Raw genomic sequence first — 20,848 nt, 5'->3', positions numbered from 1 at the left:
TAAACGAAAAATCTATGAAAATTTCTGTAATTTTTATTTTGATGATTTTATCTTTTTCATGCAAAAAGGAAAAATTAGGAAAATTAGAAACAATAGAAAAACACGAGGCGATTAAAGCATCAGTTTGTGATGTAAATTATCCTGTGCGGGAATTACCTTGGCTACATAAATTAATTGAAGACGCGAAGGATAAAAAAGTAGATAAAATATTGACAATCAAGTTGGTTGAGATTAATGGTAAACTAATATTTAGCTACTATTTAAGCTATTCTTCCTGCATGGGATGTATAAATTATCAGTGTGACGGAAGTATGATAGATGTGAACAAATTGCCCGCAGCAGAAATTCAGGAATTTAAGGATAAAATAATCAGCGGTCAGGGTAAGGTGACAATTCTTTGGCCAGAAGAGTAAATTAGTCAAGCATTAAATATGCAGTTTAAAAATGTATCCAATTTCTGTATACATTTCTGAATATACATGTCATTTTGACGGTATACTTTTTAAATTGCATTTTTTAAACGTTATGCTATGACTAACCCACGATATAAAACTGCATTATTAATAGGAGCTACCGGACTTGTTGGTAAACAAGTGTTACAAAATTTACTGAATTCATCAGATTACGGTGAAGTCAAAATTCTGACAAGACGCGATACCGGAATCCGACATCAAAAACTGAACGAAATTTTTTTCAACTTTGATAATCCCGATGCATCGCTGGTCAAAGCAGATGACATTTATTGTTGTTTAGGAACAACCATTAAAAAAGCCGGCTCAGAGGAATCCTTTAAAAAAGTAGATTTTCTTTATCCGCTGCAAATTGGCCGGCTTGCAAAGCTCAATGGTTCGACCAAGTATCTGATTGTTTCTTCGATGGGCGCAGATGCAAAATCCATGATTTTCTACAACCGCGTGAAAGGAGAAATCGAAAGAGAGCTCACCGATCTCCATTTTGAAACTTTACATATTTTAAGGCCATCGTTATTATTAGGAGACCGGGGAGAAACGCGCAGAGGAGAACAGATTGGTGAAATATTATCAAAAATCTTAAATCCGGTGATGATTGGTCCTTTAAAAAAATATGCGGCGATCGAATCTTCCAAAGTAGCAACGGGAATGGTAAAACTGGGCCAGCTTCCAAACAAAGGAACTTTCATTCACGATTCTGCGGAATTACAACAGTATTAATTTAAGCTTAATGGTTTCATCCAGACTTCATATCCGATTGGCAACAGCGCTGGATGAGGATCCAGTTTATGAAATGATCTGTGATCTTGAAAATAAGATTTTAAACCGGGAGTCTTTCAATTTTGTTTTTCATCATAATCTGGCTCAGCGAAATATTTGTTATTTGATCGCTGAATTGGACGGAGAGCCTGTTGGCATGGGAAGTTGTCATGTTCAGCCATTACTCCATCATGTTTGCATGGTGGCTGAGATTCAGGAAATGTTTGTAAAGGAAGCATATCGCTCAAAAGAAATCGGGAAGGCGATCATTGATACGTTAATTGTTTTTGCTAAAAGTAAATCAGCATTGCAGATTGAAGTAACATCCAACAACGTCAGGGAAAATGCGCATCGATTTTATCAGAAAGAAGGTTTTAAAAAATCGCACGTAAAGCTTGTCAGGTATTTCTAAACGTAAAAAAAGGCATTTCCCAAATCGGGAGATGCCTTTTTACATTACCTAAACCTTCAACTGCTCTTGAATGTTCTTAGTATCTTCCTCTTGGACTTCTCGCCCAATTGTCGCCGCCTCGTCTGTTACTCATCTGACGTGTTTCGGCCATCAGTCTTTCCAGGTCATTGGTTAACTTTCTTGACTCTCTTGGAGACAAACGGCCGTGAGAACTAAATCTTCGTTCGCGTTCTGCAATGCGGTCATATTCGTTCATCAAAATAGAAGCCTCACGGGAATTTAAGGTTCCCCGTTGAATGCCGGCAGCAATTTGCTGACGAGCTTCCCGCTGCAAAGAATTTACCCCGAAATCCCGATGTTCACGTGGGCTATTGCGATATACATCTCCACGTCCGCGGTCATATCCGCCATATTGCGCAGATGCGTTAGTGAAACCAAAAGCTAAAATTGCGGCAACAAAAAGTATCTTTTTCATGGTAGTAATTTTTAAAGTTCGTCGATTAGAGGGGCATTCATGACATAGGTTTAATCGCCGATTGTTAACGATTGTTAAGCTATTTAACAAAGATTAAATAGGAGTTTTTGGAGTTTTGTAAGTCGCTAATTTTCAGGAGGGTGGACAGAGGAAGTATTTAGAAAAAAGCTGTAAATTTTTTCTTCATTCCTATATTCGCCTCTAAATGGCTGGTGGGTGAGAAACCCAAAGAGTTGACAGTATTTTAGAAAAGAGTATAATGGGTGAGTCGAAACCCAGAATGGGCAGCATTATAAAAGACTTGATACTAATTCAATTCTGCTCGTATTGCTTCCTGAGCTTCCTGTAAAATATCCTCAATTTTTCTTCCTGCGGGTTCGATAGCGGGCAGCGCTGTCCATGACAATTTAGAGAAAGATTTTAACGGAAAAATTCCTTTTGGATTAAATGCTCCGGTTCCGTTTACTGCAACGGGTATTATCAATGCTTCCGGCGATTTTTTTAATAAAGTTGCCACGCCTCCCGCAACAAACGGCTTCATAATTCCGCTGGCCGTACGTGTTCCTTCGGGAAAAATAATCGCGGCGCCGGTTGTTTCTCTGATCAAATTTCCCAGACGCAAAATTTCACTTACAGCCTGCTTGCTATCTTTCCTGTTGATTAACGCAGCACCACTTTTTCTCAAATTGTAAGATATGCTCGGAATCCCTTTTGCCAGCTCAATTTTTGAAACAAACAATGGATGTCGTTTTCTCAGAAACCAGATAAGTGCCGGAATGTCAAAAGTGCTCTGATGGTTGGCAACAAAAATTATTGGGCGGTCATCAGGAATAATGGCCCTGTTTTTCAGCGTCACCGTCGACCCGGTCAGATATAGACCATAGGTAAGAAAAAAGTTAAGGTAGTCGACAACTTTTTCATGCGCTTTCTTACCCAAAATATTAAGCGCTATAACCTGTAACACATGAAATATTAATAACGAAAGCCCAAAATGTATGAGATAGATAATGCTTAGGAGGTAGTCTATAATTTTTTTCATTCCTTTTTTTACACAATAATATCCCAAATGTACATCGATTGTGAAAATTTGTAAAGCATGAAATGAGATTTGTCATGTACAACTTACATTAAATTCACGTACTTTGTGAAAGTATAATGGGAGTTAAAACTAATCAACAATGGAAACCGAACTTTCAGCAGCACGACTTGAAGTCATGCAACATGTAGGAAAGGACCTCGATGCCCTGATGGCAGAATATCTGAAACCGATTGATCAAAACTGGCAGCCTACGGATTTTTTGCCGGATGCCAGCAAAGACAACTTTTTCAGCGAAGTTAAATTATTGCAGGAAAGTTGCAGGGATTTACCGTACGATTACATAGCGGTTTTGATCGGAGATACGATCACTGAGGAAGCACTTCCAACTTATGAGTCGTGGTTGATGGACGTTATTGGCGTAGATCAGGTTGACAATCCTTCTGGCTGGTCAAGATGGGTGAGAGCCTGGACGGCGGAAGAAAATCGCCATGGAGATCTGCTTAATAAGTATCTGTATCTGTCTGGCCGCGTAAATATGCGGGCGATGGAAGTGTCTACCCAATATTTGATCGCCGACGGATTTGACATCGGAACCGACCGTGACCCGTACCGTAACTTTATCTACACTTCTTTTCAGGAGCTTGCAACAAACGTATCACACCGTCGTACTGCGACGCTTTCGAAACAGTTTGGTAACCCACACCTTTCAAAAATTTGCGGCGTGATCGCATCTGATGAATTGCGACATGCTAAGGCTTACAAAGCGTTTGTGAGCCGTATTTTAGCCGTAGATCCTTCCGAGCTGATGTTGGCTCTGGAAGATATGATGAAGAAAAAAATTGTAATGCCTGCTCATTTCCTTCGCGAGTCGGGTGTGAAAATGGGCGATACTTTCTCTCACTTCTCTGATGCTGCACAGCGTTTAGGCGTTTACACAACAATGGATTATATCGAAATTCTTGAATCTTTACTAGAAGAGTGGGAAATCGGAACGATCCGGGAACTTAATTCCGGTGCAGAAAAGGCACGTGATTATTTGATGGCGTTGCCGGCTCGTTTGCGTCGTATTGCTGACCGTACGCGTATCCCGGAGCTGGAATATGAATTTAGCTGGATAAGCAGATAGGTATTTTGGAACGTATTTAGAAAGTAAAGCCGGGCAATCTGTCCGGCTTTACGTCTTTAGATAATTTATTTTACAAACTTTATTTTTTTGTGAACTTCGTTAATCCAGAATCTTGCCATTAATTCGTGTCCGGCGGGCATGGGATGAATCCCGTCCCAGATCCAGTAATCTGCCGCTGCCTTTTTAAGCGCCTTATCAAATTCAGACTGAAAATCGATTTCGATAGCATTAAATTCTTTCGCCAGTTTCCTGAGAATTTCCTGCCTTGGCCTCAGCTCTTTTTGATAAACTTCAAGCTTATCTTTTACGCGGCCGACAGGAAACAGAAAGGGGATACACAACACCAACTGAACGTCCGGTAATTTTTCTTTTGTCCGTTCCAGCAGTTTTCTATAATCTGATTCAAATTGATCCGTGGTGTTTTCTTTATTTCCGTTGACAGCAGCTTCGGTATCGTTAACACCCACCAGAATATTAAGTAGATCAGGTTTCAGATCAATCGTATCCGATTGCCATCTTGCGGCCAGATCGGTTATTTTATTTCCGCTGACCCCTCGATTGAAAAATTGAAATTTCTTTTCGGGATGATCATACCACAACCGGCTTGCGATCAGGTATGCAAATCCATGGCCCATGACGTGATTCCAATCCGAGTTTCTTGTCCGGTTTCCATCGGTAATAGAATCTCCCTGGAATAAAAAGGTATAACCGGTTCCTTCTTGTTTCAAACTCGTTTCAGAAAAAACTTCTGCCACTGAAATTGTAGGCGAAAAAATAGAACCAGCACTTCCTAAAACCGCCGTTTTCAAAAATTCTCTTCGTAATGACATGAAAAATCCTTGTGATGATTGAGATTTACTTCAATAACCACAAGGATTTTCTTTGTCGTTCTACTGGTCAGCGCCAGGAATTCTACTAATTAATGATCGCTTTTATGACCACTGGCTGGTGATCCGACGGATAACGCTGCTCTTTTGCATCCGTCAAAACGCCATACTTCAAAACTTTGATCGGTTTGCTTACAAAGATATAATCAATACGATTTTCCATTGGAGCATCAAATTTGAAGCTGTTGAAAGTTCCTTCCGGACCATATATTGGCTGTTCGGTTACTTCATGCGAATCGTTCAAAAGTGTCTGAATGGCTTTGATCTGTTCTGTTTCAGGCGTTGAATTGAAATCACCGGTTAATATCGTCGGCGAATTTCCAGCAATTTCTTTCATCTTTTTCACCATCAAAATCCCAGACTGGCGGCGCGCTTCTACACCTTGATGATCGAAATGAACATTGAAAAAATAAAATTCCTTTTTAGTATTCAAATCCTGGAATTTAGCCCACGAACAGATGCGGTTACAGCAGGTAGCATCCCAGCCTTTTCCTGGTTTGTCTGGCGTTTCGCTCAACCAGAAATCACCGTTTTTTAAAACTTTGAAACGATCCTTTTTGTAAAAAATAGCAGAATGTTCACCGCCTTCTTTTCCATCATCGCGGCCTTTTCCCAGAAACGCAAAATCCGTAAGCTCTGCCACGGCATGCAACTGGTTGATCAATACTTCCTGCGTACCGAAAATATCAAATTCATGAAAACGGATCAGACCTTTTACCATTTCCTTACGGTTCGGCCAGGCGTTGATCCCGTCGCCTTTATTATCGTAACGAAGGTTATATGAAGCAATGTTAATGGTTTCAGGCTTTTTCTGGGCAAATCCAGCTGTTGTCAATCCTAAGGCTAGCAATAAAAGAAATACATTTTTCATTATTAAGAATTTAGTTGTAAAAATGGTAAAGGTAAGAACGCTGAGTAATTTGAAAACTCAACTACTCTTTAATGAGACTGCAAATTTCACTTTTTGTTATATTTTTTAAAAATATTGAGCATTTTGTTGAAGATTTCGGTGTTTTCATAAACTCCTCTGAAATCCAGTGCATGTGGGCCATAGGCAAAAACTGGCACCATGATCGCAGTATGATCATTGGTGCTGAAGCTTCCGTCAACATAACCTCTTTTCAGATCACCATCGAGTAAAGTCAATCCACCCGTTTCGTGGTCGGCAGTTACGATCACCAGGGTTTCGCCATTGGAATCTGCAAACCTTAAAGCTTCGCCGATAAGCTGGTCAAAATCGAGCATTTCTGTTACCACGTAAGGCACTTTGTTGGCATGTCCTCCGTAATCAATCTGCGCACCTTCTGCCATAATGAAGAAACCTTTCCCGGATTTTGATAATGTTTGCTGCGTTTTTGCAAATGATTCTGTCAGAAAATTGCCTCGGCCTGAAAGCATGGAAACTGTTTTCGAATCGTCTAAAAGTACAAATGGAGCTTTTAGTGAGGTCAGATCCTTCCATTGATTGGAAACCTGAAAACCCTTTGTGCGAAGAGAATCTGAAACTTTATGTTTGTTGAAAACCATAGTTCCGCCACCGATCATAATATCCACTGTCGATTTTAAGAAATCCAGCGCAATCGTACTATCCATACTCCGTTCTGGCTGATGTGCATAAAATGCGGCAGGCGTTGCATCTGTGATATTTCCGGCGGAGATCAGACCAGTTTTGATTCCTAACGGTTTGATAATGTCAGGAAGATTTTTCAAAGGAATATTGTTGGTATCTACGCCGATGGCACGGTTTCTGGCTTTTTGTCCTGTCGCCATCGCCGTTGCACCGGCTGCGGAATCGGTGATGTAACTATCGGCAGTTGTGGTTTTCGAAAAGCCAATATTCAAAAATTGAGACAAATTCAGCTCGCCGTGATTGGCCGTCAGCCCCGAATAGATCTGAGCCAAACCCATACCATCACCAATCAGTAAAATGATATTTTTAACTTTGGATAACCTGTCATTGTTTTTGTAAGTAGGCTTATATATCGCGTGTGGCTTCGGAGCGGTATACTCAGCGTTCGCACGGTTCCGAAGATATGGTCCCAGTTCTTCGACTTTGTCCGTATTTAAATAATCTAAACCCATGTTCATCAGCATTTTCCAGGCGTTCACTTCATCCGGAGTAGCCCAGAAACGGATTTTTTTGCCCTGCCCATGCACATGTCTGATCACCTCTTCAAGTGCTTCTTTTTCTTTTTTCACCAAAACTCCTTTACCATTCCATTTGGTGTAGTTGGTGAACGACTGGCTGATCAAACCAATCCGTTCCAGTTGTTCTTTGGTATACTGGATCTCCGGGCGGCCGTCGAAAAATATATAATCAGGATATTGGTTGAATTGTGCTGGCGGCGGCGTATCGCCACTCAAAACAATTTTCACAGGGCCTTTCGGAGCGAGGATGCTGGCATACGGTTGCAGTTCTTTGATCAACGCCGGAATTGTGGTGATGCCTGGTGTTTTAAGATCTATAAGTAATTGTAAACCAAGCGTTTTATCAGGATATATACTTCCGTAATTTTTCTCGATCTGAGCAAGAATCGGTTTCAGGTAAAGATTTGAAAATGTATTTTTTGAGGTAATATATTTCTCGTCATGCGCCACAAAAATGGTGTCATTTCTTAAAAAAATATCTGCTTCAACTGAGCCAAACTGTTGGTAATAAGCACGTAAGAAGGGGATGTTCTGCTCGTAATCATTATGAGAGTGAGCCTGTGCAGTTGTATAACGAAGGGGTGTTTGTGCACACAATGTAGTTTTTGAAAATACCACAAACAGGGAAATAAAAAGAATATACTTCATGATAAGCGTCAGAATGCGGCCAAAGAGGATTAAACTCTGAATGGTGAAAAATGGTTTTAACTAAAAAGGAAACTTTCGCAAAAATCACTCTAAAAATTTACTTATATTTTATCTAAATGTTAAGTCGGCTTTTGATCTTAGGTCTTTCACCAACTTTCTTTTAATAAAACTAAATTATCCAGATTTCGTAACTCAATAATTACTGTTTAATTTGCCAAGACGTTTTCGTTTTACAAATTCTTCTATGTATAGTTATCCTCTTTCTTCCAGAATTCTGCTTGCCATTGACTGTATTATTTTTGGTTTCGACGGGAAAGATATCAAGCTGCTTCTGATTAAGCGAAATTTTGCACCGGAAAAAGGTAACTGGTCATTGATGGGTGGTTTCCTGAAAGAAGAAGAAGATCTGGAAGCCGGGGCAGGACGGATACTTTACGATCTTACCGGACTGAAAGATGTATACGTTGAGCAGTTGGAAGTTTTCGGAAAGGTAAGTCGAGACCCGGCTGAGCGTACGGTTTCCGTAGTATTTTTTGCTTTAATTCAGATTGATGAACACGACGCAGAAGCCGTAAGGAGCCATAACGCAGCCTGGATAAGCCTGGACAGACGTCCTAAACTTATTTTTGATCATGATCAGATGGTTGACCGCGCCATTGAACATTTACGCTACAAAGCTGCTTTACATCCGATTGGATTCGAACTTTTGCCAGAAAATTTTACGATTCCGCAACTTCAAAAACTTTATGAAGCAATTTATAACACGCCGCTAGACCGACGGAATTTTAGCAGAAAACTGCTTTCAACAGGTCTATTAATTGATACCGGACTTAAAAATACAAACTCTGCCACTAAAAAGGCGACCTTATACAAACTGGACACCATCCGGTATAAAGAGAAATTTCATGCGTTCTGGAATTTCATGCCCGATGCGATGAAAACGACGCACAGTTAATTATTGCTGAATTTTAAATGAGAAGATTTTATTTCGAAATTGTAAATTTAATTGTGTCAATATTACACCATAAATAAATTATATTATATTTACAGATCAATTATTTATAAAAAAGGTGGTTTGCCACGGAAATACAGTGAGCGTATGGTTACTGATTTTCGTTAGAATCTATGGAGACCAGACTTTTTATTTAAGATGATATTTAACCTTATTCACCTGTTGCCGGGCTTTTTATGAATAACAAATATGTAATTGGGATTGATTACGGAACAGATTCCGTGAGAGCTTTGGTCGTTAATGCGCATACCGGAGAAACGGCAGGAACGGCGGTTTTTGAATATCCGCGTTGGAAGGCAGGGAAATACTGTGATCCTTCCATATCACGTTTCAGGCAACATCCGATGGACTATCTTGAAGGTTTGGAGTTTTCTGTCACCGGGGCATTAAAGGATGTCAGTGATGAGGTGAGGCAAAATATTACCGGAATTTCCATCGATACAACCGGCTCGACGCCTGTGGCTGTTGACAAAAATGGAACTCCGTTATCGCTGCTCCCCGAATTTGCAGAAAATCCGAATGCTATGTTTATCCTTTGGAAGGATCATACGGCCAATGCTGAGGCAGAGGAAATTAATGCACTTGCGCATAACTGGGAGACTGATTATACAAAGTATGTGGGAGGTATTTATTCCTCGGAATGGTTTTGGGCAAAAATATTAAAAACGCTCCGGATCGATGAAAATGTTCGTGAAGAGGCTTTTTCATGGGTGGAGCACTGCGACTGGATTTCAGCTGAGCTAACAGGAAATACCGATCCATTGACTTTACAAAGATCCCGCTGTGCGGCTGGCCATAAAGCTTTGTGGCACAGTGCGTATGACGGCTTACCAAAAGAAGATTTCTTCGTGGCACTTGATCCGATTCTGGCGGGATTGCGCGACCGGTTGTTCAGCACAACGCAAACATCTGACAAATCGATGGGGACGATTTCTGCTTCCTGGGCAGCGAAACTTGGCATTCCTTCTGATGTCGTCATCGGTGTCGGCGCATTTGATTGTCACATGGGTGCCGTCGGGGCTTTGATTGAACCCTATTCGCTCTGCAAGGTAATCGGTACGTCAACCTGTGATATGCTTGTTGCACCGAACGAAGAAATTGGACATCTGCTGATCAACGGAATCTGCGGTCAGGTGGATGGATCTATCGTTCCGGGAATGCTCGGTATGGAGGCAGGGCAATCCGGATTTGGCGATATCTATGCCTGGTTTGCCAAACTTATTACGACACCTGTTCGCGAATTGATGGGAGAAGAGGCTGCGAAGCAACTTTCGGAAAAACTGCTTCCTCACCTCGCAACACAAGCTGGTCTTCTTCCTGTGACTGAAAATGATATTATCGCGATCGACTGGTGGAATGGAAGAAGAACGCCCGATGCAAACCATACTTTAAAAGGAGCAATTCTTGATTTGAACCTGGCCAGCGACAGTGCGCGCGTATTCAAGGCACTTGTGGAAGCAACGGCTTATGGTTCAAGAAATATCGCGGATCGTTTCAGAAGTGAAGGCGTCCCGATTAACGAGGTAATCGCGATCGGTGGCGTCGCTAAAAAATCACCTTTCGTGATGCAGACCCTGTCAGATGTTTTGAATATGCCAATAAAAGTGGCTTCGTCAGATCAGGCATGTGCGTTGGGTGCTGCAATGTTTGCCGCAGTGGCTTCGGGTGTTCATCCTACCTTGCAGGAAGCGCAGCAAGCGATGAGCTCCGGATTTGATGCCGAGTATTATCCGAGACCGGACGTTGTGGATGTGTATGAAAAATTATATCAGAAATATCTAAAAGCTGGTGGTTTTATCGAACAAGAAACCAAGGCAAAAAGAAGTAAAGACCTGAAAACAGCATAGGGAAAATCGGTTCCGTCAAAAATATTTTATCATTTACTAACGATGTTGGATTTAAAACAATTTGAAATTTGGTTTGTCACAGGCAGCCAGGATCTGTACGGAGCGGAAACGCTTCGTCAGGTTGATGAACACTCAAAAATAATCAGTCAGTTCTTCGACGAAAAATCCGAAATTCCGGTCCGTGTTATTTTTAAACCAGTCGTTAAGTCTCCGGAAGAAATCTATCGAATCTGTCAGGATGCAAACGTTACTGAAAATTGTATAGGCATTGTGGCCTGGATGCACACCTTTTCTCCTGCGAAAATGTGGATTCGCGGCCTGCAAATTCTTCAAAAACCCTTATTACATCTTCATACCCAATACAATAGAGATATTCCGTGGGCAAATATTGATATGGATTTTATGAACCTGAACCAGTCTGCCCATGGAGACAGAGAGTTCGGTTTTATCATGACCCGAATGCGGTTGACCAGAAAAGTGGTAGTTGGGCATTGGCAACAAAATGATGTTATTACGTCCATCGCCGATTGGACAAGAGTTGCTGCGGCGCGACACGATCTGAAAGGAGCAAAATTTGCACGTTTCGGAGATAACATGCGCCAGGTTGCTGTGACGGACGGAGACAAAGTTGCAGCGGAAATGGCATTTGGGTTTTCTGTTAATACCTATGCTGTTGGCGATCTTGTTTCTGTAATTAATCAGGTTTCCGAGGAGGCTGTTAATCAGCTGACTGAGGAATATGAAAATTCATATAGCCTTGTCTCTTCGTTGCGGAAAGGCGGTGATCAGTTTTACGCTTTGCAAGACGCTGCCCGTATCGAATTGGGGATGAAATATTTTCTTCGGGACGGCGGGTTTAAAGGTTATACCAACACCTTTGAAGATCTTTACGGCATGAAACAATTGCCTGGCATTGGCTCTCAGCGTATGATGGCTGCGGGATATGGATATGCCGGAGAAGGTGATTGGAAAACTTCTGCCATGGTTCGTGCGCTCAAAGTAATGGGAAGCGGACTTCCTGGCGGCAATTCGTTCATGGAGGACTATACGTATCATTTTAATCCTTCGAATAATCTGGTTTTGGGCTCGCATATGCTGGAAATCTGCCCGAGTATTGCCAAAGGAACGCCGTCCTGCGAAATTCATCCGCTGGGAATAGGTGGAAAAGAAGATCCGGTACGTCTGGTATTTAATGCGCCGGCGGGTCCCGCGATCAATGTTTCATTGATCGATATGGGTAATAGGTTCAGACTTTTGGTGAATGAAGTAGAAGCAGTCGAGGTTGAAGAAGCGCTGCCAAAACTACCTGTCGCCAGAGCACTTTGGAAACCTGCTCCTGATATGAAAACGGGCTGTGCGGCCTGGATTTATGCCGGCGGAGCACATCATACGGTTTACAGCCAGAATCTGACAACGGATCATATTGAGACTTTTGCTGAAATGGTAGGGGTGGAGTTGGTTGTAATTGACAAGGATACAAATCTTCGTCAGTTCAAAAATGAGTTGCGTTGGAGCGAAGCTTCTTTTAAATAAATATCGTCATATAAAAATTTTGCAATGGCATATACGTATCTGAAAGAACTGGTCTATGAGGCCAATATGGAAATTCCAAAAGAAGAACTGGCTATCGTTACATTCGGAAATGTCAGTGGTGTTGACCGTGCCGCGGGCGTTGTTGCCATCAAACCGAGCGGAGTACCTTACCGGAAATTGAAAGTCGGGGACATCGTTATTGTTGATTTGGATAACGTACTGGTAGAAGGTTCAATGCGGCCTTCGTCGGACACAAAAACTCATACGCTTTTATATAAAAATTTTCCATCGATCGGTGGTGTTTGTCACACGCATTCAACATACGCAGTGGCATGGGCTCAGGCGAAACGTGCGATTCCGAATCTTGGAACAACGCACGCAGATCATCTGATTGCGCCAGTGCCGGTAACCGAAGTAATGTCTGATGAGATGATCCAAAATGATTACGAACATGAAACCGGGAATCAGATTTTGGATCTTTTTAGTAAAGAAGGGCTAAGCCCGGAAGAAGTGGAAATGGTTCTTGTCGCTTGTCATGGACCTTTTACCTGGGGAAAAGACCCGGCAAAAGCAGTTTATAATGCTATTGTACTTGAAGAGATCGCGAAAATGGCATACCTGACCTTGCAGATTAATCCAGATTGTCCGACTATAAAACAATCTCTGATCGATAAACATTTTTTCAGAAAACATGGAAAAAATGCCTATTATGGACAGGGATAATTGTTAATTACTAATTGTTAAGGGTTAATGTTTGCCTTCAGGCCATCATTAACCCTTAATCATTAACAACTAACCATTAATAATTATTTCTTCTTAGCTAATTCTCGCATTTGCTGGAATGCTTCCTGGCGTGTCATCCGTTTGTCGCTGGCTTTTGCTGCCTGGATCGAATCTTTATCAAATCGCCCTTTCAAAAAGTTTAGCACTGCGAGTATCATGATTCTGGTATTAAAGTTTCTTGTAATTGCTGTTGTAAGTATTATCAAAGCTAATTAAAGAAATTGAAAATGTCTACTGATAAAAGTTTTTTGCGCGACACATTTTTATCACTGATCCAACCATGCGGTGAAATGTGACATGCTAGGACAAGCGATCCTGGGACTGCTCAACAGGCTGTGAAACAGGTCTTTTCAGCTTAGCGCCTGGTACAAAATCGCCGCCAATCCATCTGACAAAATTTTTAGAATGCGATTTGTAAATCTCCATTGAAAGTGGTTTTATTCCACTAAATTCCACCTCTCTCACGTACTGGTCGTGAAGTTTTTTAATTTCTGTTAACGTTTGATTATCAGTTTTCATGCGGGGTTATGGAAGTTAAGATTAATTTGGTAAAGCCATTTAGGATAAAAAATATACCTGTTACGACAATTACGTTATTTGTAAGTAAATAATCCCATAATAAATCAATATAGTTATGATAATCTGATGATTTCAAATTATTTTCGGTGCTGTACGTATCCGAAGTGTTGAAAAAAGATACACTTTGGGAATTTTCCGGAAACTGTAAAAATCTAAGATTGAGGGCGCGTGTTTGCGAATCAGGATTTCACACCGGAAATGGAAGAGGCTTTTAATTTTTTAGTCTTGCAGAATAGATTTCAAAGCCGTAATTTCCAGCGGTTTAGATAGAAGTTCCAGGATGTGTATGCTGGCTTTTGCTTTTTCTATATCCCGGGTGTCAATAGTAGAAGAAAGCATGTAAATCCTGATTTGACTTTTCAAAGAATCGGGAAGCAGGTCAAATTGGTCAATAAACTCGAAACCATTCATTCCAGGCATTTGTAAATCAAGTAGAATAACCGTTTTAGGCAATCTGTCACCTTCACTTGTCAGATATTCCAGCGCATCCTGAGCAGAGTTGAATGGCCGCACAGAACTACCGAGTCCACTTTTGAGAATTAATTTTTCGTAGATAAATAAATCAAAAGCGCTATCATCAATTAAGATAAAATCAAATTGACTGGTCATAATTTCTATTTATTTACTGAAGGAATATTTATCTCAAAAATACTTCCTTCGCCAACGGTCGAAGTGACATTAATTGTACCTTGCAGCTTTGTAATAGCTTCATGAACTATGTAAAGTCCTATACCTGAACCACTATTTGTCGCGCCTGCACGATAAAACATTTTAAATATTTTTTCTATATCGTCTTTTTTTATACCCAGGCCGTTGTCCTCAAACGTAATTTTGGTGTGCGATGGCGTTGCATGGATATCAAGTTTAATAAACGGATTTTCTTTTTTTGTATCCTGAAACTTTACAGCATTAGTGATTAAATTATTGAATATAATCCGAAATTTCATCGCATCGGAATAAAAAACGCCGGTCTGATTTATGTTCGTTATCATATTTATTTTTCCAAATTCCGGCAGAAACTTAATCGCCTCGGTCACATCATTAACGAGCTGGTTGAAATCAATTTCAGTGATTGCCTGAATTCCTCTCGCATTTTTGTAATAATCAATAATATTAATGATAAAAGTATCCAGTTTTTTTACAGATTGCTTGATCAGATCAAGATATTCGTTTTGAGACTGAACATCATCTTCCATCAGGGCCAGGTTCACGATTCCAAGCACAGACATCAAAGGCGCCCGTAAATCATGCGATGCACTGTAAACAAACTTATCAAGCTCTTCATAGGCCTTCTGTAAATCAAAATTTCTCTGTTTTAACTCAGCACGGGTTTTATAAATATCGAATGCATGCGTGATAGCATTTTCAACGTAGGTGTAGTCCCAGGGTTTGTCAATAAATCTAAATACTTCACCTTTATTAATTGCATCGATTGCTGCACTTATGTCCGTATGACCGGTAATTAAAATCCGGATTGATTCGGGAAATTTGCTTCTTATGTTTTCGAAAAATTGTACGCCGGTCATACCCGGCATTCTTTGATCAGCAAGGATAACATGAAACTCTTCTTTTTCCATGATTTCTTCAGCCTCTACCACCGAAACAGTTGTAGTGATATCGTATTGTCTCCGGAACGATGCCTTAAACGATTGAAGATTATGTTCTTCATCGTCTATGTATAAAATACGTATTTTGCTGTCAATCATTTATTATGGTGTGGCTAATTTCTTTGTTATTGGAAGAGTAATCACAAATTCTGTTCCCTTGTTGACTTCTGATATTACTTCAATTGTGCCGTAATGTACCTCAATAATTTTAAAAACTATAGACAATCCTAATCCGGTACCTTCACCAACATCTTTAGTAGTAAAAAACGGATCGTAAATTTTGGCTTTTACCTCCGGAGTCATGCCAATTCCATTATCTTTAATCGATACGGTAACATGTTCACTGTCTTTCAGGAAAGTACGAACCCAGATGGTCGGCTTTCTGTCTGGCAATTCATCTTTTTGGACAGCGTAAATAGAATTGGTCAAAATGTTCATAAAGACCTGATTCATTTTCCCGCCATAACATTCCACATTGGGGATACTTCCAAGGTCTTTTATTAACTGAAGGTTTGTACCCATCTGATAATTTAGAATCACCAGCGTTGATTCAATACCTTCATTTATATTAACAAAGTTAAGATCAGATTCATCTACTCGTGAGAAAACTTTCAATCCTTTGACAATCTCTACTGTACGACGGGCTCCGTCTTCCATTCCGGTCAACAATAGCCCAAGTTCGGTTTTAATATAGTCCAGATCAAGGTCAGCTTTTAACTTTTCAATTTCCCCCATTTTTTTGTGAACACCTTCCAATGAGTCTATCTGTCGAATTTCGTCATACGAATCGAGGATTTCTATTACGTCGTCAATATCCCTTCTAAGCGGCCTGATGTTTGAGCTGACGAAGTTAATTGGATTGTTGATCTCATGGGCAATGCCGGCGGTTAATTGACCCAGCGAAGCCATTTTTTCAGATTCAATCAGCTGCGACTGTGCGTCTTTAAGTTTTGTCAGGGTGTCGTTCAGATCAGTATTTGATTTCGTTAACTCAACTGTTCTTTCATCAACCCTCTTTTCCAAAATAATATTTTGCTCCTTAATAATTTTCTGATTTTCCAGCGAAACACGAAGCGCTTGTTCCTGCGACAATTCCCGTTCTTTTTTCAGGATGTTGATCTTGTCAGCGAGTGCAAAAGATAGAAGAATAACCTCAATGGCGGTTCCAAACTGCATGGTGTAGTTGGTGAAGACATTGTATTGCAGCAAGTTCAGATTCCGCATTACAAATAATATTAATCCCAACAGAAAGATAGACCAGGCGAGCAGAAAAAATTTGGCAGGCCGGTATCCGAGCAATGATAATTTCAGGGCAATGACGAAGGTTAGTATCGCACCGGTTAATCCGGCAAGATCTACGAAGCGGTAACTTAGCATTCCATTGCCTGTAATGGCAAAAATTACGGCAATCAAATAGATACCAACAATCACATACAATAGCCTGGCCCAGATCGGCGCGCGTTCAGAAATATGAAGAAATTCTTTGATAAAAAATATAGCAAAAATCCCCGCTAATGCAGAAAACCAGACAATTGCGGTGTTGTTAAAGTAGTGGGCCTGCGGCCAAAGATATTTGAAGGTATATCCGTTTAGAGTGGTTTGTGCGAGGCCAATAAAAAAGATGTAAAGAACGTAGTAGAGGTAACTTTTGTCCCGTGTTGAAAAATATATAAATAAATTGTAAAGAATCATTACCAGAATAATCCCTATAAACATTCCGGTAATAATTTCACTCAACAGCGCCGACTGGAAGAAACCATTTTCGCTTCTCAGGATCAAAGGCAGTACAACTTGCCTGCCACCTTTGATTTTAAGATAAAATGTTTTGTTCGCATTTTTTTCAACGAGTAATTTGAAAACAATATTTTGGTGATTTACCTCACGTTCGCTGAAAGAATATGTTTCGAGGATGGACCGGTTTTCAATTTTTCCTGAATCAAGAGAATATAACTCGCACGAATGCAGCATGGGATAAGCAAGTTCCAGAAATATTTTCGGGTCTTCACTTAAATTCCGAACTGTAAATTTTATCCAGTAGGTAGACTTGCTTAAACCCAGATTCGGTGTCTCAACTTCGCTTCTGACAAATTTCGTCGTTTTTGGGAAATTCGGGAATGTATAACTGTTATTCATATCTTCCGCCATCTCGAGATATTTTCCAATTAGAATATCTTTTCCGTTGAAATTTATTTCTTCAGCTTTCAGAGAAAAAGATGACAAAAGAAGCAATGGCAAAAAAACAAATCTGATGAAATTCATCGTTTCAATAATTACAATTTTGTATGATAGATAATATCCATTTCTCCCTTCGGACCTTTTTCAATTGCTTCCTGGTTTGGCGTCTCACGAAGATCAAATATACGTTCTCTCTCTTCAGCATGCGCGCCGGGTAGGTTTTCGATATCTTTGATTATCAGTGCTGTTGCCACCAACCCTTCTTTGGGATAATAAAATGTACCATTGTTCCCTAACTCTCTGATAATTTCAAAACCAACGCGGGCGCAATTTCTTAAAGTTGCAGGAGAACACAAAGCCATCAGATATTGCACGTTGACCTGTGTGGCAATGGCAACACCGATTCTGCCCAGGAAAATACTGCCGATCCCATACCCGGCCACTTCTTTTGAATTGAAAAGGCCACAAAACTCAGCGACACTCTGGCTTCCGATATTATCAACGTATTGATAAATCCCTGTATCAATTTTCGCAATCGCGTCTTCCATCGGCATTTTCATTTCGTGGGTACGGATCTGAATTCTGCCTCCTCCATATATTTTCTCGCCGTCTTCCGATTCAACCAGGACAACATAGGTCTGAGGGTCATGCAGCCAATCTATGCTTGCTGATGTTACTTTTTTTACACCGTAGGACTCTAAAACTTTTCTATGTCCTTCAACATAACGAAGACTGGTTTCAACGTCATCCGGAGATTTAAATGCTCTGATTTTGGCTACCATTATAATGCTTTGTTGTCAATAAACAATATTTCGGATAAGGGTAGACGCTTGGATCTAATGGCAGGCTTGTCGGCCTTCGCGATCTTGAAGAGGAAAATCTCGGCCACATCTTTACCCACTGGGATGATATCCAGAAACTTAGCACGCAGTTGCCCGATTGTCTCGATCTCGTCGTCATCTAATCCTTCGACGTTGTTATCGTTCAGTCGGGCAAATAAATAGAGCGGAGCATTGAGCGGATGAATCGCAAATCCAAGTTTTTCTGCTCGAAGCCAAAGTCTTTGCAGGGCAATACCGCCAGCAAAATAATTAGAAGAACTGGTCCCTTTAACCGTAATCAGACCAATTCCGGAGGCCAGGCTGGCAGTTCGGATTGCTCCGTCGACAAGCGCATTTGCACCTCCGATCGTCTTCAAAACTTCTGCAATTCTTGGCTCTTTAATGATAGAAAGAGCGGCAATTTGTGCAGGAACCAATCCCATCAACCGAATATCAAGGCCGTCGCCGGACTGATCACTATGATCGGGAGTCCATCGGATGTTCCGGTCGTAAAAGTCCTTATGCCCGGCTTTGTTAAGTAAATTAATACGTTCACTTTCTCCAATAATTTCCCCGAGATTTAGAATTTTTTCTCTATCGGTGATAAAAAAAATTTCCCCGCCCTGAACGCTTTCGACGGAATCTGTTAAAATACTTAAATCATCCGGAGTTATTTCATCAGGCCGAGAATCGTTACGGTTTGAAGACCTGTGTTCAATAAACGCAACAGATTCAGGAGCATAAATGGCTTCGAAGTCATGATCCGCAGTGTCTTTGTAAAAGTCTATAATGGCAATAAGACTTTTGTCATCTGGCTGGGGGAAAACCTGACTTTTGACTTTGAGGCCGTGCTGATTGCTTTTTAGCACGAGATTTTCATAAGCAGCCCCGAGTGAAACGTGGGCTGAAATATCTGCAAAATTCGCAAACGAATGCGATCTTTTTTTGTCATGGAAAAGGTAAAGCCTTCCGTTTTTGTAAAGCCACTTCCAGGGTTGGTCATTTGCATTGGAAGGAGCAAGTCCGGCAGCCTCAACAATTTCAGAAACCACTTCTAATGCTGGTTTATACGAATCTTCGGGGTCCGGAAACGAATCAGCCAGTTTTACGGCATCGTCAAATGAAAATAGCTCAAAAGAATTTTCTTCATTTAAATCAATATTGACAGGTTTTGTACTGCCAATTATTTTCTCAAGATCCACATAGTATCTTCCGGACTCATGGTACTGGTCGAGAAGAATCCTGCGGCATACATCCGTTACAACACCGCCTCCCAGCGTAACAGCACTTGCCAGCTGTGGCCAGGTACTGATGGATTGACCTACTTCAATCAGCGACAGCTGTCCGCGCAAAGAGCTGTTTTTTGCATCGACTATTTTGAGTACGAGTGGTAACCGATCTTCCGGACTTATATTTTTTAATCTTTCAGGAGGTATGCCATCCAGAAATCCATGTAAAATGGACCGATCAGATTCAAGGTCAAAACGCTCCACATCGAGCATACCTTTATCGCTGGTTTCCATTACGACAGGGATCTGATATTTTTTTGCCATCTGGCGGCAGGCTATTTTCATTTCAAGGCCGTCACATTCATCAACGAGAATGTCCAGTTTCCCTCCTTCAAGCAAAAAGGCTTCCAGATTTTCATCCGTCAGCCCTTCCTGATAACATTCAATATTTATAAACGGGTCAATTTCTGCAATTTCACGTGCTGTTACAACACATTTATTGAGCCCGATATTTTGTATACCGGTTTTAATCCGGTTCAGATTGCTAAGTTCTATGGTATCAAAATCCGCAAGTTTCAGTGTGCTGCAAATCCTTTCAGTTGCAATACTGAGCGCTACGGCATGACCAACTGAAAGTCCTATGATCCCAATTTTCTTGCTAAACAGACTGGTCTGTTCGGAAGGAGTAATTTTAAATTTGTTTCGGCTGGTTCTTAATTCGATAAATTCCTCTTTGTCGAGGATGTGGATCATTTTATTCAGCCATGGATAATAAACCCAGGTACCTTCTAGCTCAGAGGATCTGTTTTCTATCCAGTTGTTGTATAGCGCGTCGGTATCTGACGGGGAAAGTCTTTGTTTGGGGCTCCGTATTTTAAAAAGCTCTTTTTTCTGGGAAGAAAATAAATCCAGAACTATTCTATCGGTTTTAGCTGAAATAATATCGTTGAATTTTTGTCTGTCAGACACTTTACTCAATTCAAATAAAACGGGTAAATAGATTTCATTTAATTCTAAATCTTGATACATCTTAAATTTTGTGTTGAGCGGTTATTTTCCGGAAATTTTCATAAAATGTCGCATATCACTGACAATCTAAACATAATTTTAGAAGAACAATAATTACATCTCCAAGTTATCTAAAAGTTCATTGGGGAGACTGGCGCTAATTGAGTAAGCGGTGATCCTAAAATAAGAATTAATGTAAAAATGCTGTCGCCCAGCATACAATAATACCGCGGATTTGTTCTATTATTTTTATAGTATGTTAATTCTGATCAAACATATATATTTGCAAG

General features: G+C 40.6%; 20 protein-coding genes. 8 read left to right on the top strand and 12 right to left on the bottom strand.

Going from position 1 to position 20,848, the window contains the following annotated elements; all coding sequences use genetic code 11:
• Nucleotides 1–14: 14 nt before the first annotated feature.
• From AC1XUO_RS00425 to AC1XUO_RS00415, 3 genes are all read left to right on the top strand, one after another.
• The gene (locus AC1XUO_RS00425) at nucleotides 15–413 is read left to right on the top strand and encodes a hypothetical protein (protein ID WP_483327792.1); all 399 of its coding nucleotides are present in this window, start codon (nucleotides 15–17) and stop codon (nucleotides 411–413) included.
• Between the two features lie 117 nt (nucleotides 414–530).
• Nucleotides 531–1,190 carry a Rossmann-fold NAD(P)-binding domain-containing protein gene (locus AC1XUO_RS00420; RefSeq protein WP_483327791.1) on the top strand — a complete coding sequence of 220 codons (660 nt, stop codon included), beginning with the start codon at nucleotides 531–533 and terminating at the stop codon, nucleotides 1,188–1,190.
• Between the two features lie 10 nt (nucleotides 1,191–1,200).
• Nucleotides 1,201–1,641, top strand: coding sequence for a GNAT family N-acetyltransferase (locus AC1XUO_RS00415; RefSeq protein ID WP_483327790.1), 441 nt, complete (start codon nucleotides 1,201–1,203; stop codon nucleotides 1,639–1,641).
• A 76-nt stretch (nucleotides 1,642–1,717) separates the two neighbouring features.
• Here AC1XUO_RS00415 and AC1XUO_RS00410 read toward each other — a convergent pair whose 3' ends face one another.
• Nucleotides 1,718–2,116 carry a hypothetical protein gene (locus tag AC1XUO_RS00410; RefSeq protein ID WP_483327789.1) on the bottom strand — a complete coding sequence of 133 codons (399 nt, stop codon included), beginning with the start codon at nucleotides 2,114–2,116 and terminating at the stop codon, nucleotides 1,718–1,720.
• 307 nt (nucleotides 2,117–2,423) lie between these two features.
• The gene (locus AC1XUO_RS00405) at nucleotides 2,424–3,155 is read right to left on the bottom strand and encodes a lysophospholipid acyltransferase family protein (RefSeq protein ID WP_483327788.1); all 732 of its coding nucleotides are present in this window, start codon (nucleotides 3,153–3,155) and stop codon (nucleotides 2,424–2,426) included.
• A 139-nt stretch (nucleotides 3,156–3,294) separates the two neighbouring features.
• On the opposite strand from AC1XUO_RS00405, the gene AC1XUO_RS00400 reads away from it, so the two are divergent.
• A complete protein-coding gene (locus tag AC1XUO_RS00400; protein ID WP_483327787.1) occupies nucleotides 3,295–4,281 on the top strand; it encodes an acyl-ACP desaturase in 987 nt (328 codons plus the stop codon).
• 65 nt (nucleotides 4,282–4,346) lie between these two features.
• On the opposite strand, the gene AC1XUO_RS00395 is transcribed toward AC1XUO_RS00400, so the two are convergent.
• The 3 genes from AC1XUO_RS00395 to AC1XUO_RS00385 all read right to left on the bottom strand — a co-directional run bounded on the left by AC1XUO_RS00395 (nucleotide 4,347) and on the right by AC1XUO_RS00385 (nucleotide 7,964).
• Complete coding sequence (locus tag AC1XUO_RS00395; protein WP_483327786.1) at nucleotides 4,347–5,111, bottom strand: SGNH/GDSL hydrolase family protein; 765 nt, start codon at nucleotides 5,109–5,111, stop codon at nucleotides 4,347–4,349.
• 85 nt (nucleotides 5,112–5,196) lie between these two features.
• Nucleotides 5,197–6,039: an endonuclease/exonuclease/phosphatase family protein gene (locus AC1XUO_RS00390; RefSeq protein ID WP_483327785.1), complete on the bottom strand. Its 843-nt coding sequence runs from the start codon at nucleotides 6,037–6,039 to the stop codon at nucleotides 5,197–5,199.
• Between the two features lie 86 nt (nucleotides 6,040–6,125).
• Nucleotides 6,126–7,964: an alkaline phosphatase gene (locus AC1XUO_RS00385; protein ID WP_483327784.1), complete on the bottom strand. Its 1,839-nt coding sequence runs from the start codon at nucleotides 7,962–7,964 to the stop codon at nucleotides 6,126–6,128.
• Between the two features lie 244 nt (nucleotides 7,965–8,208).
• Here AC1XUO_RS00385 and AC1XUO_RS00380 point away from each other — a divergent pair, with 244 nt between their 5' ends.
• From AC1XUO_RS00380 to AC1XUO_RS00365, 4 genes are all read left to right on the top strand, one after another.
• Nucleotides 8,209–8,919, top strand: a complete 711-nt coding sequence (locus AC1XUO_RS00380; protein WP_483327783.1) for an NUDIX hydrolase — start codon at nucleotides 8,209–8,211, stop codon at nucleotides 8,917–8,919.
• A gap of 233 nt (nucleotides 8,920–9,152) precedes the next feature.
• Nucleotides 9,153–10,823 (top strand): ribulokinase, encoded by a 1,671-nt coding sequence (locus AC1XUO_RS00375; RefSeq protein WP_483327782.1) that lies wholly within the window; start codon nucleotides 9,153–9,155, stop codon nucleotides 10,821–10,823.
• A 42-nt stretch (nucleotides 10,824–10,865) separates the two neighbouring features.
• Entirely contained in the window at nucleotides 10,866–12,356 is a 1,491-nt protein-coding gene (gene araA, locus AC1XUO_RS00370) for an L-arabinose isomerase (protein WP_483327781.1), read from the top strand.
• 24 nt (nucleotides 12,357–12,380) lie between these two features.
• Nucleotides 12,381–13,079 carry an L-ribulose-5-phosphate 4-epimerase gene (locus tag AC1XUO_RS00365; protein WP_483327780.1) on the top strand — a complete coding sequence of 233 codons (699 nt, stop codon included), beginning with the start codon at nucleotides 12,381–12,383 and terminating at the stop codon, nucleotides 13,077–13,079.
• Nucleotides 13,080–13,162: 83 nt separating this feature from the next.
• On the opposite strand, the gene AC1XUO_RS00360 is transcribed toward AC1XUO_RS00365, so the two are convergent.
• The 7 genes from AC1XUO_RS00360 to AC1XUO_RS00330 all read right to left on the bottom strand — a co-directional run bounded on the left by AC1XUO_RS00360 (nucleotide 13,163) and on the right by AC1XUO_RS00330 (nucleotide 20,579).
• Nucleotides 13,163–13,297 carry a hypothetical protein gene (locus tag AC1XUO_RS00360; protein ID WP_483327779.1) on the bottom strand — a complete coding sequence of 45 codons (135 nt, stop codon included), beginning with the start codon at nucleotides 13,295–13,297 and terminating at the stop codon, nucleotides 13,163–13,165.
• A gap of 142 nt (nucleotides 13,298–13,439) precedes the next feature.
• Nucleotides 13,440–13,658 (bottom strand): hypothetical protein, encoded by a 219-nt coding sequence (locus tag AC1XUO_RS00355; protein WP_483327778.1) that lies wholly within the window; start codon nucleotides 13,656–13,658, stop codon nucleotides 13,440–13,442.
• Nucleotides 13,659–13,937: 279 nt separating this feature from the next.
• Nucleotides 13,938–14,327 (bottom strand): response regulator, encoded by a 390-nt coding sequence (locus AC1XUO_RS00350; RefSeq protein WP_483327777.1) that lies wholly within the window; start codon nucleotides 14,325–14,327, stop codon nucleotides 13,938–13,940.
• 5 nt (nucleotides 14,328–14,332) lie between these two features.
• Nucleotides 14,333–15,424, bottom strand: coding sequence for a hybrid sensor histidine kinase/response regulator (locus AC1XUO_RS00345; protein WP_483327776.1), 1,092 nt, complete (start codon nucleotides 15,422–15,424; stop codon nucleotides 14,333–14,335).
• 3 nt (nucleotides 15,425–15,427) lie between these two features.
• Nucleotides 15,428–17,584, bottom strand: a complete 2,157-nt coding sequence (locus AC1XUO_RS00340) for a sensor histidine kinase (RefSeq protein ID WP_483327775.1) — start codon at nucleotides 17,582–17,584, stop codon at nucleotides 15,428–15,430.
• A gap of 11 nt (nucleotides 17,585–17,595) precedes the next feature.
• On the bottom strand, nucleotides 17,596–18,282 hold the full coding sequence (locus AC1XUO_RS00335; protein ID WP_483327774.1) for a hypothetical protein: 687 nt from the start codon (nucleotides 18,280–18,282) through the stop codon (nucleotides 17,596–17,598).
• Entirely contained in the window at nucleotides 18,282–20,579 is a 2,298-nt protein-coding gene (locus tag AC1XUO_RS00330) for an Rv1355c family protein (RefSeq protein ID WP_483327773.1), read from the bottom strand. The genes AC1XUO_RS00335 and AC1XUO_RS00330 overlap by 1 nt, the downstream gene beginning before the upstream one ends.
• Nucleotides 20,580–20,848 lie beyond the last annotated feature (269 nt).

This window comes from Dyadobacter sp. HNCC25DJ186 (assembly GCF_056895235.1).
Note: the sequence above shows the minus strand (reverse complement) of the source record. Positions and strands in the feature narration are given on the sequence as shown.